14 protein-coding genes are annotated in these 19,696 nt (G+C 47.3%); 13 read left to right on the forward strand and 1 reads right to left on the reverse strand.

Features of this window, described 5'->3' with window-relative positions; all coding sequences use genetic code 11:
- Positions 1 to 12: 12 nt before the first annotated feature.
- The 8 genes from BT105_RS05310 (at position 13) to BT105_RS05350 (ending at position 9,767) form a co-directional block, all read left to right on the forward strand.
- The gene (locus BT105_RS05310; protein ID WP_072299777.1) at positions 13 to 1,242 is read left to right on the forward strand and encodes a 2-hydroxyacyl-CoA dehydratase; all 1,230 of its coding nucleotides are present in this window, start codon (positions 13 to 15) and stop codon (positions 1,240 to 1,242) included.
- Between the two features lie 126 nt (positions 1,243 to 1,368).
- Complete coding sequence (locus tag BT105_RS05315; protein ID WP_072299778.1) at positions 1,369 to 2,229, forward strand: phosphatidylserine decarboxylase; 861 nt, start codon at positions 1,369 to 1,371, stop codon at positions 2,227 to 2,229.
- Positions 2,230 to 2,254: 25 nt separating this feature from the next.
- On the forward strand, positions 2,255 to 2,962 hold the full coding sequence (locus tag BT105_RS05320) for a hypothetical protein (RefSeq protein ID WP_072299779.1): 708 nt from the start codon (positions 2,255 to 2,257) through the stop codon (positions 2,960 to 2,962).
- 229 nt (positions 2,963 to 3,191) lie between these two features.
- Entirely contained in the window at positions 3,192 to 3,527 is a 336-nt protein-coding gene (gene ylxM, locus BT105_RS05325; protein WP_028514013.1) for a YlxM family DNA-binding protein, read from the forward strand.
- Between the two features lie 21 nt (positions 3,528 to 3,548).
- A complete protein-coding gene (ffh, locus tag BT105_RS05330) occupies positions 3,549 to 4,931 on the forward strand; it encodes a signal recognition particle protein (RefSeq protein WP_072299780.1) in 1,383 nt (460 codons plus the stop codon).
- Between the two features lie 65 nt (positions 4,932 to 4,996).
- Positions 4,997 to 5,239, forward strand: a complete 243-nt coding sequence (rpsP, locus tag BT105_RS05335; RefSeq protein WP_028514015.1) for a 30S ribosomal protein S16 — start codon at positions 4,997 to 4,999, stop codon at positions 5,237 to 5,239.
- Between the two features lie 74 nt (positions 5,240 to 5,313).
- Positions 5,314 to 5,547, forward strand: coding sequence for a KH domain-containing protein (locus BT105_RS05340; protein ID WP_024861192.1), 234 nt, complete (start codon positions 5,314 to 5,316; stop codon positions 5,545 to 5,547).
- A gap of 776 nt (positions 5,548 to 6,323) precedes the next feature.
- Positions 6,324 to 9,767 carry a glycosyl hydrolase family 95 catalytic domain-containing protein gene (locus BT105_RS05350; protein ID WP_072299782.1) on the forward strand — a complete coding sequence of 1,148 codons (3,444 nt, stop codon included), beginning with the start codon at positions 6,324 to 6,326 and terminating at the stop codon, positions 9,765 to 9,767.
- 145 nt (positions 9,768 to 9,912) lie between these two features.
- Here BT105_RS05350 and BT105_RS05355 read toward each other — a convergent pair whose 3' ends face one another.
- On the reverse strand, positions 9,913 to 12,744 hold the full coding sequence (locus tag BT105_RS05355; RefSeq protein WP_072299783.1) for a leucine-rich repeat protein: 2,832 nt from the start codon (positions 12,742 to 12,744) through the stop codon (positions 9,913 to 9,915).
- A 511-nt stretch (positions 12,745 to 13,255) separates the two neighbouring features.
- Between BT105_RS05355 and BT105_RS05360 the strand changes: the two genes are divergently transcribed.
- The 5 genes from BT105_RS05360 to BT105_RS05380 all read left to right on the forward strand — a co-directional run bounded on the left by BT105_RS05360 (position 13,256) and on the right by BT105_RS05380 (position 19,665).
- The gene (locus tag BT105_RS05360) at positions 13,256 to 13,840 is read left to right on the forward strand and encodes an accessory gene regulator ArgB-like protein (protein ID WP_072299784.1); all 585 of its coding nucleotides are present in this window, start codon (positions 13,256 to 13,258) and stop codon (positions 13,838 to 13,840) included.
- Positions 13,837 to 14,562, forward strand: coding sequence for a LytR/AlgR family response regulator transcription factor (locus BT105_RS05365; protein WP_072299785.1), 726 nt, complete (start codon positions 13,837 to 13,839; stop codon positions 14,560 to 14,562). The genes BT105_RS05360 and BT105_RS05365 overlap by 4 nt, the downstream gene beginning before the upstream one ends.
- A gap of 3 nt (positions 14,563 to 14,565) precedes the next feature.
- On the forward strand, positions 14,566 to 15,897 hold the full coding sequence (locus BT105_RS05370; RefSeq protein ID WP_072299786.1) for a sensor histidine kinase: 1,332 nt from the start codon (positions 14,566 to 14,568) through the stop codon (positions 15,895 to 15,897).
- A gap of 136 nt (positions 15,898 to 16,033) precedes the next feature.
- Positions 16,034 to 16,270, forward strand: a complete 237-nt coding sequence (locus BT105_RS15265; RefSeq protein WP_242940091.1) for a cyclic lactone autoinducer peptide — start codon at positions 16,034 to 16,036, stop codon at positions 16,268 to 16,270.
- Between the two features lie 770 nt (positions 16,271 to 17,040).
- Positions 17,041 to 19,665 carry a cation-translocating P-type ATPase gene (locus BT105_RS05380; RefSeq protein WP_072299787.1) on the forward strand — a complete coding sequence of 875 codons (2,625 nt, stop codon included), beginning with the start codon at positions 17,041 to 17,043 and terminating at the stop codon, positions 19,663 to 19,665.
- Positions 19,666 to 19,696: the final 31 nt, after the last annotated feature.

The following is a 19,696-nucleotide window of genomic DNA, read 5'->3' on the forward strand; positions in this document are numbered from 1 at the left end:
ACGGAGGTTCTTATGCCCGAATATGCAAAGTTTACCGAGGATATGATAAAAACTCACACTATCCTCGTTCCCGATATGCTGCCCATACACTTCAAAATGCTCATATCCATATTTGAAGCCAAGGGCTATAAGCTTGAGCTGCTGCGCAACGACTCCCGTGCAGTGGTTGACGAGGGACTGAAAAACGTCCACAATGACGCCTGTTACCCTGCTCTGCTGGTAATAGGACAGTTCATGGACGCGCTGAAAAGCGGCAAGTACGATCCCGACAAGACCGCTCTCCTCATCACACAGACAGGCGGCGGCTGCCGAGCTTCAAACTACATACACCTGCTGAGAAAGGCTGTTGCCAAGAATTATCCCCAGATACCTGTGGTATCACTGAATTTCAGCGGACTTGAAAAGGACAGCGCCTTTAAGATAACCGCGCCTATGTTCCTGCAAATGCTGTACGCAGTGCTCTACGGCGACCTGCTGATGACCTGCTACAACAAGTGCAGAGCCTATGAGATAAACAAGGGCGAATCAAAGAAAATGCTGGATAAATGGCACAGGAGACTGTGTAATATCTTCCTGAAGGGCAGCAAGATGTTCCTGAAATCCAAGAAGATATACAGGGATATTCTCAACGACTTCGCTTCTATCCCGTTAAGCAATGAAAAGAAGATAAGAGTCGGCATAGTCGGCGAGATATACGTAAAATACTCTCCCCTTGCAAACAATCATCTTGAGGATTTCCTTATTTCCGAGGGCTGCGAGCCTGTTGTGCCGTCACTTCTGGAGTTCGTAATGTACTGCGCAGCAGGCACATTCAACGACGCCAAGATATACGACCACCCCACAAAGCAGTCCTTGTTCAATAAGATAGGCTACGACCTCATCTACGCAAAGCAGAAGGAGCTCATCAAGGTAATGAAGGAGCAGGGCAGCTTTGAGCCCCTCCACGATTTCGAGCACCTGAGAAAGCTTGCGGACAAGTACATCAATCAGGGCGTGGTAATGGGCGAAGGCTGGCTCATACCTGCCGAAATGGCGGCTCTTGCAAAGTCGGGAGTCGAGAATATCATCTGCACTCAGCCATTCGGCTGTCTGCCCAATCATATCGTTGCAAAGGGTATGTCACGAGCTATCAAGCAGGACAACCCCAACGCAAATATAGTCGCAATAGACTACGATCCCGGCGCTACAAGAGTAAATCAGGAAAACCGCATAAAGCTCATGCTTGCCAACGCAAGGCTTTAACTATTGTATATAACCCATTTGTAGGGGGGCGATGCCTGACAGGCACCCGTACCCTCTGTCGCTTTGCGACATCTCCCTGTACTACAGGGAGTCACCCACATCGCCCCGCAATACAAGGAGCTTAACATGATAAAAACAAGAACAGGTCAAGTCATAGAAACAAACGCAAAACAGAACAAGCTTCTGAAAAAACTGTACGGAAACGTTTTCGGCAGAGTACTGCTGAAAACGCTGACAGCTCCTGCGATATCGAGAGCCGCAGGCGCTTTTATGGACTCGCGTCCCTCAAAGGTGCTCATAAAGCCATTTATCAAGCGAAGCGGCATTGATACCTCGGAGTACATGATGAACGGCTTCCGCTCGTACAACGACTTCTTCACCCGCGTGATAAAGCCCGATAAGCGCCCAATAGACCGCGTACCGAGCCACCTCATAAGCCCCTGCGATTCAAAGCTGACTGTCCATAAGATAGGCAAAAACAGCATATTCCGCATAAAGGGCTCGCGCTACAGAGTAAGCGACCTTTTGCAGAACGAGTTCCTCGCAAAGCGCTTCGGCGGCGGATACTGCCTTATTTTCCGCCTTGAGGTCAACGACTACCACCGCTACTGCTATATCGACGACGGTACGAAATCGGAGAATACCTACATCGCAGGCGAGCTCCACACCGTAAATCCCATAGCTCTTGAAAGATACAACATATATAAGCGCAACTGCCGCGAATATACCGTGCTCCACACCGAGAATTTCGGGGACGTGGTACAGGTAGAGGTGGGAGCTATGCTCGTTGGCAGGATAGTCAACCACCACGGCGAGACAGCTTTCCGCAGAGGCGATGAAAAGGGCAAATTCGAGTTCGGAGGTTCTACTGTAGTCATGCTCTTCGGAAAGGACAGCATTGCAGTTGACGAGGATATACTCCGCAATTCCGCAGAGGGTATCGAAACTGTGGTGAAATACGGCGAAAAAATAGGAAAAAAAGCGTAAGAACATATCTTTACAGGAGATAAACATGAAAAAAGCTATAATTCTTTTGCTTTGCGCTTCAATGCTCAGCGCAGCGGGCTGTATGGAGAAGAAAATGCCCGAATCGAAGCCAAAGACCATATACTACGACGATAACGGCAATCCTGTGGCGACTCCGCCGCGTAAAAACGGCGAGGGAGAGCTTGAAACACAGCCCCCTGTGCCTACAGAGCCTACAACTCCGCCGCCTACAGCTCCCGAGGGCGAATTTGACGTGGATATAGTCCGCCAGAATATCTACATAAAGGGACAGCTGGTGCAGATACCCGTAAAACTGGGCGAATTTCCTGTGGGCTGGACCTATATCCTTTACGACAAGCAGAAATACGGGCTCGAAGAGGGCAGAGGCATGGCTAAGATGTATTACTGCGGCGAGGAAATGGGAACAGTAATGCTGGATAACTGCTATGACGGCAAAGAGGACGAAAGCACCGTATACAGCATATCCACCAGCGAATCGGACAGCAATATATATGGCATAACTCCCCGTGTTTCCACTGTTGAGGACGTAAAAGCCCATGTCGGCGAGCCCGATGAGGTGCAGGAAATGGAAAAGCCTTTCAAGCATATGTTTACCTACGGTATCTCGGAGGGTACGGACGAAAACGGCGTTCTCCGCGCAAATATGCTGGACGTTTCATTCGACGAAAACGGCGTTGTGGAGCTGGTCAGCGTTTATTATTCAATAAAGTGAGAAAGGGCGGATATCCGCCCTTTTTTGTTTTTGCTTCAAGAGGAATCATGTGTAGGGAACGGCACCCTCGCCGTTCCGTTTGATGATATTGCGCGTGACGTGGGACGCCGAGGGTAGCGTCCCCTACATTTTGTAAGAAAAAATTTCACCCAAGCCCTTGACAAAAGGGAAAAGATGTAGTATAATGTGTAAAGTGATTTTGCATTACACCCAGTGAGGTACGCGAAAAATGGCTAAGGAATTAAAATTCGTAATGCTCCTCGACTGCTACGGAGACCTGCTCACCGAGCACCAGCGCAGTATCATGGAGCTGTATTACTGCGAGGACTTATCCCTTGCGGAGATAGGTCAGCCGCTGGATATCACCAGACAGGCTGTACGCAGTATAATAAAGCGTACCGAGGAGATACTCCTCAATTACGAGGAAAAGCTGGGCTTTGCCGAAAGACTCGGCAAAATGCGGGACTGCTTCCGCAATATCGAAGCCGCCGCAGAGCATATCACCGACGAAAATACAAGAAATATCATACTCTCCGAGACCGCTAAGGGCGGAGAGCTCCTGTAAAATATACGAAGGAGGCTCGTCATGGCATTTGAAGGACTTTCCGAAAAACTGAATAACGTCTTTAAAAAGCTCAAATCCAGAGGTAAGCTGACAGAGTCCGATGTTAAAGAGGCTATGCGCGAGGTGCGCCTTGCACTCCTCGAAGCCGACGTAAGCTACAAGGTAGTAAAGGACTTCGTAAAAAAGGTAACTGAAAGAGCTGTCGGCGAGGAAGTGCTGGCAAGCCTTACTCCTGCTCAGCAGGTAATCAAGATAGTAAACGATGAGCTGGTAGAGCTCATGGGCAACAGCAATGCAAGGATAAATATGGCGTCGAAGCCTCCCACGGTCATCATGATGTGCGGACTTCAGGGTTCAGGTAAGACCACTCACGCCGCAAAGCTTGCAAAGCTCCTCAAGAAAGAGGGACACCGTCCTCTGCTTGCAGCCTGCGATATCTACAGACCTGCGGCTATCAACCAGTTACAGGTAGTGGGCGCAAAGGCTGACGTAAAGGTATTTGAAATGGGACAGATAAACCCCGTGGAAATTGCGAAAAAGGCTCTTGCCTACGCTAAGGACTACGGCCACGATATCCTCATTATTGATACCGCAGGACGTCTCCACATCGACGAGGCTCTCATGGAAGAGCTGGTCAACATCAAGGCTGAGACTCAGCCTGATGAGATAATGCTTGTCGTAGACGCTATGACAGGTCAGGACGCAGTCAACGTAGCTAAGGCATTCGACGACGCTGTGGGCATCACAGGCGTTCTCATGTCAAAGCTGGATTCAGATACAAGAGGCGGTGCGGCTCTGTCCGTACTCTCAGTTACAGGTAAGCCTATCAAGTTCGTTGGTATGGGCGAAAAGCTCGACGATTTCGAGCAGTTCCACCCTGAGCGTATGGCTTCACGTATCCTCGGCATGGGCGATGTGCTCACTCTCATCGAGAAAGCCGAGAACGTCATGTCCCAGAAGGACGCTGAAAAGCTCACCAAGAAGTTCAAGGAGAACAAGTTCGATATGGACGACCTCCTTGACCAGATGAAGCAGATAAAGCGCATGGGCTCAATGAAATCAATACTTGGAATGCTCCCGGGCGTAGGTGATAAGATAAAAGACGCCGATATAGACGAGAGCCAGCTCACCAGAATAGAGGCTATAATAACCTCTATGACAAAGGCTGAACGCGCTAAGCCCTCTATCATCAATCCCTCCCGTAAAAAGCGTATCGCTAACGGCTCGGGCACAAAGGTAGAGGAAGTCAACAGACTGCTGAAGCAGTTCGACCAGATGCAGAAGATGATGAAGCAGTTCACAGGCAAGTCGGGCAAGATGTCACTGCGCAAGGCAAGAAAGAACCTTGCAGGCATGAACTTCGACAAGCTTACTGGCAAGGGCGGCGGAAACCTGCCGTTCTGACAAAGCTTTCAATGCGGTCTCCCGCCGCTTGAATATACAAGTAATAATATGGAGGTGAATTTAAAATGGCAGTAAAGATCAGACTGAGAAGAATGGGTGCTAAGAAGGCTCCTTTCTATCGTGTAGTAGTTGCTGATTCAAGATACCCAAGAGACGGTCGTTTCGTTGAGGAGATCGGTTACTATGATCCTACTAAGGAGCCATCTGTTGTTAAGATCGACGCAGATAAGGCTAAGGATTGGATCTCTAAGGGTGCACAGCCTACTGATACAGTAAAGGCTCTCCTCAAGAAAGAGGGAGTTCTTTGATTCAAAAGCTTAATGGAGGAGGAGAGGCTTAAGCGTCTCTGCCTCTGTCCCCAAGCTTTACGGAGGTTATTACAATGAAAGACTTACTTTATGCTATCGCAGCAGGCCTCGTAGAAGACAAGTCCGCTATCAATATTACCGAGGACGCACCCGACGAAGAGGGCGTTATCGTTTTTCACCTTAACGTTGCTCCCGACGATATGGGCAGAGTTATCGGTAAGCAGGGCAGGATCGCAAAGGCCCTCCGTACTATCATGCGTGCAGGCGCAGCTAAGAAGGACCAGAAGGTCTCTGTTACGATCGAATAAGTATCATAAGCTCCCCAAAAGGGAGCTTTTTTTGTTTGTTTAGTCAACTGACTTTATTCAAAAATTGCTCATATTTATCTTTTTTTGCTTACTTTATGTATAGTACTTGACACAATAAGTCATGGAGTATATAATAAATAACGGTATTGGTCCATACAAGACACATATCAAAAGCTTTAAAGCTTATATACCCTCTCTTTAAAAGCCCATGCTTGATAGCATGGGTTTTTTTCTTTTGACTATCAATATTAAGGGGACGCCTTCACTTGCAAGGCGACACTAATCGTGTCCGGCACCCTCTGTCCTTCGGACATCTCCCTACACTGTAGGGAGTCACCCTCTCAAAAAACAGTCCGCCGGACTGTTTTTTGATTCACCCCTTGCGAAGCGCCTGTCGGAATCGGGGCTCTGCCCCGAACCCTGCCAGAGGCGCTGCCTCTGGATTTTGCCAAAGGAACACAGTCCCTTTGGAATCCCTTTCATTGACTTGAACAGTTTTAGTCAAAATTAATATTTTGCCGCTGTATAGGCATTTTGACGACAAAACGATAATATTTTGCAGTAAAATCAGCTTTTTTTGCAAAATAAGTGCTTTATTTGCAGCGGCAATGTAGAAAATGCATATATTTTGTTGACACTTATTTATAATAATGATACAATTATTATGCATAGATATATATAATCTGTTATTTGATTAAAATAACAGACAGAAGGGCGATATTAAAATTTATGGAACAGTCCTCCCTCGGGCTGTCCCAAAAAGGAGTTGGAAAGGAATGAAACTTAAATCCACCAGAAAATTTCTCTCCGTTTTCATCTCAGCGTGTATGGCACTCCCTATGGTAACAGGCGGAGCTCCCATATCTAAGCTAACAGCGGAGAATACTGCGGCGGCAGCCGAGTACCCACACGATGACGACCTTGTACTGCGCTATAATACTCAGGCTGGCAACGTCAACACAGATAACGCTTTCAATAACGACGAGTCGTTCTACAAGGCGCTCCCTCTCGGAAACGGCAGAATAGGCGCAATGGTCTACGGAAACTGCCCCAACGAGCTCATCGACATCAATGAGTGTACTGTCTGGAGCTCAGGTCCCGGCAGCAACAACAAGGAGGGCGGCGGAAACCACATCAAGGAGATCCAGGACCTCATCAAGAACGGCAAATATAACGACGCAAACGGTCTCGTCGGCAGATATCTCATAGGCGGCGGTGAAGCAAAATACCAGAAGGTGGGCGCTCTAAGGCTCAACCTCGGTCACGAGAATGTCTCGAATTATTCCCGTACCCTCGATATGAACGACGCCGTTGCCCGTACCACATATACCGCAAACGGCAAGAAATACACCCGTGAGAGCTTTGTAAGCTATCCCGATCAGGTCATGGTTACACGCATAACCTGCGACAGCGCAGGCTCGGTATCCCTTACGGCAGGCTACGACGGTCTGCTCAACGGAGGCGTTACTACTGACGGAAACGACACTATCGTTGCCAACGGTCACGCTGACAAGGACCTCTGGATAGACGGAGCAGTTTACTACTCCACACGGAGCAAGGTCATTCCCAACGGCGGAACTATCAACGCAGGAAACGGCAGAGTAAACGTTTCGGGCGCCGATTCCGTGGTCATTCTCACATCTGTCCGCACTAACTTCGTGGACTACAAGACCTGCAACGGCGACGAAAAGGGCGGCGCGGCGGCTGATATCAAGAACGCCGAAAAGCTCTCCTATGATACTCTATATGCGCATCATATCGCCGATTATCAGGAGCTCTTCAAGCGCGTTGACGTGGAGCTTGGCGGCAATACAGCCGATATCGTATCAAAGACAACTCCGCAGCGCATATCCGAATTTGGCAGATCAAACGATCCGAAAATGGTAGAAACTCTTTTCCAGTACGGAAGATACCTTATGATAAGCGCCTCCCGTGACGCTCAGCCCATGAACTTACAGGGTATCTGGAACAAGTATTCCTCGCCTGCATGGGGCAGTAAGATGACTACCAATATAAATTACGAAATGAATTACTGGCCTGCGTTCACTACAAATCTTGGCGAGTGCTTCCAGCCTTTCGTTGAGAAGTCCAAGGGACTGGCAGAGGCAGGAAACGTCACCGCAAGAGTGAATTACGGCATACAGAAGGGCTGGGTGCTCCACCATAACACCGACCTGTGGAACAGGACGGGCGCTATCGACGGCGCGTGGGGACAGTGGCCTACAGGCGGCGCATGGGTATCGAATATGCTCTACGACGCTTACCGCTTCAATCAGGACGAGGAGTACCTCGCTGATATCTATCCCGTTATCAAGGGCAGTGCGGAGTTCCTTAACTCTCTCATGACTCCTGCTACCATAAACGGTCAGCAGTACATGGTAATCAGCCCCAGCACCTCTCCCGAGATAAATCTCCCTGCTTACCCGAATTCATGCATAGACCAGAGCGTCACTATGGACAACGGTATCGCAAGAGAGCTCTTCAAGGGCGTTGCTGAGGCTTCAGAGATACTGGGCACAGACGAGGCTCTCCGCAGTATGCTCAACAGCAAGCTCACAAATATCCGTCCCGAAACTATCGGAAAATGGGGACAGATACAGGAATGGGCTCAGGATTGGGACAACAAGAACGAAAAGCACCGTCATATCTCCCATATGTACGCCCTTTATCCGGGCTATGAGATAACACCTACAGATAACCCGACTACCGCAAAGGCGGCTTCTGTTTCGCTGAATGCAAGAGGCGACGACGGTACGGGCTGGTCTGAGGCGTGGAAGCTGAACTGCTGGGCAAGACTTGAGGACGGCGAACACGCATACAACCTTGTCAAGCTCCTTATCTCTCCCGTCAATAAGAGCGGCAGACTCTACGACAACCTCTGGGACGCACATCCGCCTTTCCAGATAGACGGAAACTTCGGCTTCACATCAGGTGTGGCTGAAATGCTCCTCCAGAGCCAGAACGACGTTATAACACTTCTCCCTGCACTGCCGAAGCAGTGGTCGACAGGTCACGCAAACGGTCTCTGCGCCCGCGGAAACTTTGAAGTTACCGAGATGTACTGGGAGAACGGCAGACTTGACAGAGCAACTATCCTCTCCAAGTCGGGCGGCACCTGCACAGTCAGATACGGCGGCACAGTTATAAGCTTCGACACCGAAAAGGGCAAGGAATACAAGCTCAGCGGCGAATTACAGCTTGAAAACGGCGGAGACATCCTCCAGAATCTTGCTATAGGCAAGGACGTTACAGCTTCGGGCGCTGAATCAGGCGATGACGCAGCTCAGGCAGTTGACGGCGACGACAGCACAAAGTGGTGTCACGATGACGGTCTCAGCGGCGAGTGGATACAGGTAGACCTTGGTGCTAATTACGATATCAGGCGCTGGAACGCTAAATTTGCAGGCACACAGGAGAATATAAAGTTCAATCCCCGTGATTTCGTGATACAGGCAAGCTCCGACGGCGAGCGCTGGACGGACATAGCCAATGTATACGGCAATACCAAGAGCTCCTGCGGACGTTATACCAATGGCGTTTCTGCAAGATATGTAAGGCTTGAAATGAAAACATCTACCCAGAATGCCGACGGCGGCGCGAGAGTTTACGAGCTTGAGGTATGGGGTAAGGACGACAAGCCGCCTGTGCCAAAGACTGCATTCAAGAAATACGGCTGCAGCGGCTATAACTTCAAATACGGCGAGATTCGCAAGGACGACAGCGGCAAGACTGCTATCGGCTATATCACCGACGGTTCTTATGTCGTTTTCCGCGGTCTCGACTTTGAGAGCGGAGCTGAGGGCTTCCGCGCAAGTGCGGCAAGCGCTACTGAGGGCGGAACTATCGAGGTCCGCATTGACGGAGCAGACGGCGAGCTCATAGGCGAGTGTACTGTTTCGGGCACAGACGCATGGGACGCATATACAGAGACCTCCTGCAAGACCGCACAGTGTACAGGCAAGCACGACGTTTACCTTGTGTTCAAGGGAGGCGACGGATATCTGTTCAACGTTGAGGACTTCGGATTCTACGGTATCAAGGGCGATATCAACGGCGACCGCGTAGTGGATATCTTCGACATGGTACGCTACAGAAAGGCGCTCATTGAGGAGATAACTCTCAGCGGACTTGCATATTCCAATGCGGATATGAACGCAGACAATAAAAACAACGTAGCCGATATACTGCTGTTACAGAAGCAGATACTCGGTAAGGCATAAAAAACAAGGGCGCTATGCGCCCTTGTTTTTTATATTATAAGTAAGTAGAAAGTAGTGAGTAGCGAGTAGAAAAAACAGCGCCCTCGCCGTTCCATACAATTTCGTATTATGCATTAAAAAGGACGGCTTTGCCGTCCTTTTTGCATTAGTTATCTCTCATTGACTCCAGTATCTTCTTGCGGAACTCCACCATGTCGAATATATCAACATTTCCGTCGCCGTTGAGATCAGCGGACTTGGTCTGTGCCTCGTCCAGCGAAGTCATGCCCTTGATAAATCTTGACATCATTACAAGGTCAGCCACATTGAGAGCTCCGTCGCCGTTAAGGTCGCCGTTCTTATAAACTGTCGATGTGTTTATCTCCTCGAACTTTACGCCGTACATCTTGGCATAAGCCTCTGCGGTAGAGCCTGCATAGCCGTGGATAACTGTATCAGCCAGTATTTCGCCGTTTCCTGCTACAGGCTCCTGCATAACTGTTCTGTAATAAGAATTACTGCTTACTTCCTGAAGTCCTTTTATCTTGTTCTCAACGATCTCGATGTGCTGTGGAGGGATAGTCCAATAACCTGCACATATCTCGCAATCGGGATCGTAGATATAGATATCCTTCATGTACTTAGCGTTCTTGAATGCGTCAGCCTCAATAACATGGGAGTAAACGTCGGCTCTCTTTACATTGTTGTTGCAGCCAACCATTTCCCAGCTCATTTTTGTAATGCTCTTGGGGACAGCTATGTAACCGGCAGCGTTTAATTTAGCAACGCCTATAGTGCCTTCCTTGATATTTGCAGGCTTTGATTTTTCCGGCGCAACTTCAGTGACACCAACGCACCAGTTTCCGAGATAATCGAGTCCGTCTTCTGACTTGACAGCAGGAACGTCAAGGAATGCATTATAACCGATATGATTTACACTGTCAGGGATAGAAATATCTTTGATACCTGTGCAGCCTATGAAAGCATAGTCGCCGATAACATCAAGATTTTCGGGGAGATTTATGCTTGTGATCTTGCTTGAGGCAAAAGATTTTTTTCCGATAATTTCAACGCTGTCGGGGAGCTCGATGCTCTCAACATTGTCAAGGCTGTAGAACGCAAAGCTGTCTATTACCTTTACGCCGTCGGGAACGACTATCTTCTTGCCTGCGTATCTTGACGGGACTTTTATGAGTTTTGTCATGTCCTTGCTGTAGATGATACCGTCAACCGATGTGAGATAAGGATTGTCCTTGTCCACATTGTAGTATGCCACATTATCCTCGGCGGAGTCCACCTGATGAACATAGCGCTCAGCAGTTGCAGGGATATTTATCTTATCCGCATTTGCAAGAGTTACGAATATATCCTTTACGGGAGCACCGTCTGCTTCGGGAGCTATGGTGATCTCTTTTATTGTATCACCGTTGTTAATGTATACATTTGCTGTAGCATAGGTATCCATGTACTTCTTGTAGGTAACGCCTGCGTCATCATCGTTTATTATTGTAGGCTTGAGATCGTCTCTGACCTCCAGCGGCTTGAACATTCTTCTGTACTTTACAGCGTAGTCCTCGGCTGTAGAGCCAGGTGCACCGTAGATAAGAGTGTCGACCTTAGTACGTGCGCCTATCTTTATAGGTGCCGAGTGTACAGTGCCCTCAACAGGCTGAGCTATTGCAAAGCTCGAGTTATCCTTCTGTATCTTCTCATCGAGCGCAGCCATTTTCTGAACGTAATCATCGTCGTTGCTGATATCTTCATCAAGCTCGATAAGCTCTGTATTTATTGCTTTTTGTACTGTTTTTGAGCCCGAACTCGATGAAGAAACCGTAGTTCTGCCCAGCTTGTATTCTGTTGGCTGTTCTTCCTTATCGCTCGGAACAAAGGAATCGTCGTGCTCGACCCAGTATGCAGGCAGAGCTGTTTTGGAATCTGTTATCTTGCATTTAGGATCGTATATTTCGATACCCTTGATGCCGTTTATAGCAAGACAGCGATCGGGTATAGTGTCGTTGTGGAAGGAAACAAAATCAATATCATAATTCTGTCCCAGACCGATAATAAGAGATTCTGTGATATGCTTTACAGAGCTTGGCACATTGATCCATTTCATGCTGTATCTCTCAGAGAAAATTCCGCAGGCTGTACCCACAGTGCCCTTTCTGATATCGCCCTGCAGTATATTCTTGTCCGATCCTACAGCCCAGTTGTCAACATAATGTATGCCGTTATAGTTCTCAACGCAGGCAGTATCCTTGAATACGCCCTCATACATTTCCTCTAAGCTGTCGGGCAGGTCAACGCTTTCCAGCGATGAGCAGCCTGCAAATGCAAAGAAGCCGATAGCCTTGAGCTTCTGTGAGAAGTTTACCTCGGTAAGACCGCTGCAGCCCCAGAAAGCAGAGGGATATATCTTCTCTACATTTGCACCCATAGTTACCTTTTTGAGGTCACGGCAGCAGGCAAGAGCTCCGCGGTCGATACTTACTGTCTCGTCAGGGATAGTAAGCTCGGTCTTGCCGCCTGCGCTGGGGCAAGCCACAAGCTCCTTCATATCCTTGGTATAGATGACTCCGTCAACAGCAGAGAAGTACTTGTTGTCCTCGGGAACAGTAATCTCTTCAATCCCCTCTATTGCAATGTATATCCAGTCAAATACAGCGGTATTCTTGGAAAGATTGATCTTCTTCAGCTTTTTGCAGTTAGTGAAAGGATCATCTGTCAACCCCACGACAGGCAGCTCCTTGTAGGTCTCGGGAACGGTGAATTCCTCGATATCTTCCTTGTCGACCTTGGTTATTACAGCAAAACTGTTGTATACGTAATAGGTTATACCGTCAGCCTCGGAGAGCGAATGAGCGCCGTCAAGGTCGAAATCTTCCGTTTGTGTGCTTGCGGTAGCTGTCAGAACAGTTTCTGCGAAAGCAGGTGCGGCTGTGCCTAAAGAACCGCAGATGAAAGAAAGAGCAGCGAGTGTTGAGATGATCTTTTTCATAATAATAACCTCCTATATCATTTTGCCATATGGCAGTTTGATCGTACTATATATTATAACATATATCAATTTTTATGTCAATATTTACAACAGAATAAAGACTCAGGGCTTTGCGTGTGCTGCGGATAAACTAATGATTTTTTTCATGATATAAACCTCCTAATAATCCCTGAGAGTTATATGAACTCAAATTGAGTTCATATGAACCTCTCACGTGTAAGGTATTATATCATAAAGAAATAAAAATGTCAAGTTTTTAATCAAAAAAATTTTTTTACATGATTTTTCCTGTTTTGCGTTGTTTTTATATATTTGGTTAGCTTGTGATAACAATTTTTGCTTTTATGATATTTATTTCCGCACGGTCAGTCTGAGCATTGACATATCGCAGTGTGCGTCCATGTATATTAAGTAATATAGGTGAATTTTTCACCGAGATTATTGACTTTTTGCTAATTTGTGATATAATTAAACTGATTAGTAATTCGTGTATGGGATACAGGATATAGAGATGGACAAATTAATAGATTCGATCATGGAAAAGCTTCTCAGCGACGGCTATGTCAGAGAAGATGAGGCGGAGATAGTTCGGTTCGGACTTGAGCTGAACATCATGAAGGTGCTCATATCTTCTGCTATGCTCATTGCTGCCGTCATATTCGGCAGTACTCCTGCGGCGCTTGTTTTTATGGCTGTGTATCCGCCTCTGCGCTCATGCTGCGGCGGCTATCATGCAAAAACGAGGACCGCCTGCTTTATATTGTCCATGGCTGCAATGAGCTCTGTTATTGCGGCTTCTCGTCTTATGCCTGCAAGGGCTTCGCTGTATGCGGCAGCGGCTATGTATGCTGCCGGATTACTGTGCATTATCCTGTTAGCGCCTGTGGAAAGCCGGAACAAGCCCTTTGACGACAAAGAGCGCAGGGTGTTCCGCAGACGTTCCCTTATCGCCGCTGCAATATCTGCGGCAGTGATAGCTGTATTATTCCTTTTTAAGGCACATCGGCTTATGACAGCGGCTGCCATGGCAGTATTCTTTACAGGGATAATGCTTCCGGCAGGCATATTCTCCAACAGGAAAGGAGCATTGAAATGATTTCCATTGCTATATGCGACGATGATAAGGACGTTATCGCGCAGATAAAGGGGCGTATCTCAAAATACAGCACCGACCATTCTGTAGAGTTTGATGTCCACAGCTTCCGCTGCGGCGAAAAGCTCCTTGAGACGGAAATGAACTACGACCTTATCTTTCTTGACATCGAAATGAGCGGTATCGACGGACTCAAGACTGCTCAGGCAATACGTCAGATAGACCGCCGCTCAAGGATAGTCTATGTCACAAACCATTCGGAATTCGCGCTGAGGAGCTATTCAGTACATCCCTTTGACTTTGTGGTAAAGCCCTTTGAGGACGTGAGGATAGACAACGTTCTTGACGAGCTCATGCGCTATCTTGCGGAGAACTCCGAAAAGGACGTGGTGATACAGCTTAAGGGCGAGGACGGACCTCTGCTGCTTACGCTGAAAAATATATATGTCTTTGAATATACGGGAAACCGCCGCATAACGGTATACACAAAATCGGAAAAATACCGCATAAGAGGGAGCCTTTCCGATGTTTTTGCACTGATAAACTCAGAGAGCTTCGTTTCTCCCCATAAAAGCTTTATAATAAATATGGAGCACATAGATAAACTCAACAACTTTACACTATACACTACAAACGGCCTTGAAATACCCGTAGCTCAGAAAAAGCTCAAGGAGTTTCAGAACGAATTCAGCCGCTTCATCAAACATTACATAAGACAGGAGTAAGCTATGTTTTTTGCAGCTAATTTTATTTCTTCGGCAGCTCTGTATATCTTTGCGTTCGTCACCTTTGACAAGATATATGAATCCAGAAATCGTTCAACAGTGTTTAAAATAGCATATGCAGTTATTGCGGCTTTGCTGCACGCTGGCGTTAATTCCCTTGCGATACCTGTTTTTAATATTTCCTTTGCATATGTATCACTGCTCGTACTGACGATATTGTTCTACAAGCCTAAATATCTGAATTTCCTGATATACAACGCCATATTCCTTGTTATCATGGTCATAATAGAAATGCTGGCGATGATGATACTGTCGTTTATGATAAACGTACAGCCTCAGGAAGTACAGAACTCGCTGAATCTCTATATTGCAGGCTCTGTGCTGAGCTGGATATTTATGATAGCCATTGCAAAATGCTTCATACTTTATATTTCCGAAGGCGGATTCAGCTCCATAAGGACACAGGAGATCATAATGTTCCTTATCCTTATTATAGGAGAGATAGCAGTATTCCATTTTATGTGCAAGTTCATAATGAAGACACAGGCAGGCTACGGCATTGTCATTACCCTTTTCATATTCCTTGCGCTGGATCTGTATCTTACATATCTCCTGAGGACTCTTTCAAAGGCGTACAAAACCGAACGAGAGCTGGAACTGGTATCTCAGCAGTCAGTATTGCAGCTCAAAGCCTATAAGGAGCTCAACGACAAGTATAACGCTTCAAGGCGCGTTATCCACGATGTAAAGAAGCACATCGCCTCTCTTGAAGGGCTTATCAATGCCAACAAGGCAGAGGAGGCAGGACGTTACAAGGGTATGCTCATAGCCGAGCTGGACAAGCTCATGCCGCGGTTTGAGTGTGATGATCCCATTCTCACGGTGGTTATCAATAATAAGCTCGATACTGCGGAATCCATGAACGTTGACTTCCGTGTTGACGCAGAATACACCGACATCGGCTTTATTTCGAGCCTTGACGTTACGGCTATATTCTCAAATCTGCTTGACAACGCCTTTGAGGCCTGCAGCGAGCTCCCTGAGGAAAAGCGCCATGTATGGCTGTCCATTACCCGCAGAAACTATTTCGTTTTCATTTATCTCGAAAACAGCTTTGACAAGGTAATGCTCACCGCGCAGAACGAATTCAAAAGCACCAAAAAGGATCACCACGGAATAGGACTTTCCAATATCCGCAGTGCTTGTGAAAAATATAACGGCAGCTTTAACGCCCACGTTGAGAACGAACTTTTCATCACCGAGCTGCTCATTCCTATCCCCGACGACAAGGAGGGAAAGCAGGCGGAGAAAGTCTCTGAAAAGACAGCGGTATGAGCTTTTCGGAGCGGAATATGAAATAAAACGTTCAACCTGAACAAAAAAATTATTACTGTCAGAAAATTACCGTTAAAGATGAACTATAAGGATAAAAATGCAAATAAACGGCGTTTAGTGCAAAGGTATTGACTTTTTGGGTTTCAGAAATATAATAATATACATAGGCGTCGCCCCAAAGGTGCCTGCACTATCATTATTCAGGAGGTATTTCTACATGAAGGTAACTCGGAATACTGTCAAATCAAAAATAATGAAGACAATCGTTTCAAAATCTGTAAAGGCAGCAGAGCAGAATGCAAATTCCGCTTGCTTATGGTTTTTTAATCAACCAGAGCCCCCCAAGGATCTCAAGAAACTCAGAAAATTTTAACCATCACTTTACATAAAACATCGATCCCCTTTAAAAATTTTCCATCTAATCCTAAATACTTCATTAAATTTTCCTGATAATAATAATGCATCTTTACCGTTCAGAAAACGCCATTAAGTCCTATTACTTAATCTGTATCCAACAGTCCATAACACACAGCATTTTCTCAGAAAACTACGCAGTAATTATCTACAATGACAGGCAATGAGAGCGTAGTCACTTTTCGGGCGGCTAACCTTAAAACGCAGGCGAAGGTCATATAAATAAAAAGTGACTGTTACTTAGCTTGTCGGATCCTTTATAAGACTATACCATTCATATCCCTGAACGGAAAAATGTGAGCTGTCGCCCCCCGATAGCATGACATTTTTCCGTCCACCCCCCTTTTTTAACGGTGATTTATCATTGGTATGCCGTTACTTATTCGGAACAAACAATGAACACATAACGCTTTCAGATCTCTCTTAAAAAAACCATCTCTATAAAACACTTGAAAGAAAACCAAATTTCAGAATTTCCTTTTCAATTGCTTGTTTCGCAGTAAATCATACAGTGATTTTTCATACATCGGGAGTTCCGCTTCAGCTCCCGGCAGAAAAGTTCGTTCCTATGGGACGGGCTTTTTTGTTTTTCGCGGCAATTTACAGTTTAGTCACAGATATATCTTGACTTTTTTGAAAGTAAATGATAAAATATTATCTGTTTAGTACAGTAATAAAGCGGATTCCACCGTTTTATACTTTAGTACTGACGGATATTGGAGGAAAAACATGAAACACTATCTCGAAACCACAGAAAATGTCCTTAAAGAAGTCGAAAGCTCGGCTTCGGGACTTACAGCCGAAGAAGCTGCAAAGCGCCTTGAAAAGGTAGGTCGGAACAAGCTTGACGAAGCTCCCAAGCCTACGCTTCTGGCAAGGTTCATAGAGCAATTCAAGAACCCGATGATACTTGTGCTCATTGCAGCAGCGGTCATATCCGCAGTTACGGGTATCATCTCTGAGGGAAAGCTTGATGCGGACGTATTCATTATCCTGTTCGTTGTCATCGCAAACGCAGTTCTCGGCGTATATCAGGAAAACAAGGCAGAATCCGCTATCGAAGCATTGCAGGCTATGAGCGCCGCACAGAGCAAGGTATACCGCTCGGGAGAGCTGGTAGTCATACCAAGCTCGGAGCTCGTCCCCGGTGATGTCATAGCTCTTGAAGCAGGCGACAATGTCCCTGCGGACTGCCGTATACTTGAAGCGGCAGCTTTAAAGGCAGAGGAATCCGCCCTCACAGGCGAGAGCGTTCCCTCGGACAAGGAAAGCGGCGTGCTCAGCGGCGAGGAAGTACCTCTCGGCGACAGAAAGAATATGCTCTACATGGGCAGCAGTATAGCTTACGGCCGTGCAGAAGCAGTCGTAGTCGCTACAGGTATGAAGACCGAAATGGGTAAGATAGCAGGTGCTATCGCCAATGCTGACGACGATGAGACTCCTCTTCAGAAGAGCCTCGACCAGCTCAGCAAGATACTCTCTATCGCAGTTCTCGTTATCTGCGTTATCATACTCGGTCTGAACATCGTTCAGATGCTTGTAAGAAACGGCTCTATCACTCTCCCCGGATTCCTTGAATCCTTTATGATAGCAGTCAGCCTTGCGGTTGCGGCTATCCCCGAGGGACTTGCAGCCGTTGTCACAGTCGTTCTCTCTATCGGCGTTACCAATATGTCAAAGCGCGGAGCTATTATCCGCAGACTTACCGCTGTTGAGGCTTTAGGCTGTGCCGAGGTCATCTGCTCCGATAAGACAGGTACTCTTACACAGAACAAGATGACAGTAGTTCACGAAAATACAGATGATAAGGAGCTCCTTGCAAGAGCTATGGCTCTCTGCTGTGACGCACAGCTCAATTCTGACGATACCGTTACAGGTGAGCCTACAGAGGCAGCTCTTGTAGCCTATGCACACAAGTGCGGACTTAAAAAGTACGAAATGGAGGCTGCAACTCCGAGAGTTGCAGAGGCTCCGTTTGATTCACTGAGAAAGATGATGTCCACAGTCCACAAGACTGAAAATGGCTATGTACAGTACACCAAGGGCGCTCCCGACGAGGTGCTGAAAAACTGCACACATATGTTCAAGGAGGGCGGCGTCCGCATAATGACCGAGTCCGACAGGCTTGAGATACTCCGCCGCAACAAGGAAATGGCAGACCAGGCGCTGAGAGTTCTTCTTGCGGCTTACCGCGAGTACGACGAGCTCCCAAGCGATATCTCACCCGAGGGACTTGAACATGACCTTATCTACATCGGTATGACAGGCATGATAGATCCTGTCCGCCCCGAGGTAAAGGACGCTATCGGTCTCTGCCGCACAGCAGGCATACGTCCCGTTATGATAACAGGCGACCACAGGGATACAGCCGTTGCTATCGCCAAGGAGCTTGGTATCCTCGGCGAGGGACAGCAGGCTCTCACAGGCGCGGAGCTCTCAAAGATACCCGATGATGAGTTCAACGCGCACGTTCAGGACTACAGCGTATATGCCCGTGTTCAGCCTGAGCACAAGGTACGTATCGTAAACGCATGGCGTAAAAAGGGCATGACTACAGCTATGACAGGCGACGGCGTAAACGACGCTCCGTCTATCAAGAGCGCTGATATCGGCGTTGGCATGGGTATCACAGGTACAGACGTTACAAAGAACGTCGCAGATATGGTGCTCACCGACGACAACTTCGCAACTATCGTAGGCGCTGTGGAAGAGGGCAGACGTATCTATGACAATATCCGCAAGGCAATACAGTTCCTGCTTTCCAGCAACCTCAGCGAGGTTCTCTGCATACTTGCAGCAACACTGTTCATCGGCGGCGGCAAGAGCATATTCAGCCCTGTGCACCTGCTCTGGATAAATCTTATCTCAGACTGCTTCCCTGCAATAGCTCTCGGCATGGAGCCTGCTGAACAGGGTATCATGTCACGCAAGCCAAGAAGCAGCAATTCACACATCTTCTCCGACGGTCTCGGAATTAATCTGCTGTGGCAGGGCGCAGTTATTGCGGCACTTACCTTTGTTTCATATCTTATCGGTTCGCAGACCTCTCCCGAGGCAGGCACAACAATGGCATTCATCACACTCTGCGTATGCGAAATGCTCCACGCATGGAACATGAGAAGCCTCAAGGGCTCTATCTTCACAATGAAGAGCAGAAACATAGTTCTTATCGGAGCTATCGCCCTTTCGGCAGTTCTGACTATACCTGTTCTCTTTATCCCTGCACTGAGAAATATGTTCTCACTTGAAGCCCTCACAGGCATGAATTACCTCTGGGCATTCGCTGCAGGCGCCTGCATAGTGCCTGTTGTTGAGATAGTAAAGTTCTTCCAGCGTGCAGCTGATAAGAAGTGAGCAGAACTAAGAGCTAAGAACTAAGATTGTA

Origin of the sequence: Ruminococcus flavefaciens (assembly GCF_900119075.1) — a bacterium.
Lineage (GTDB): Bacteria > Bacillota > Clostridia > Oscillospirales > Ruminococcaceae > Ruminococcus > Ruminococcus flavefaciens_Q.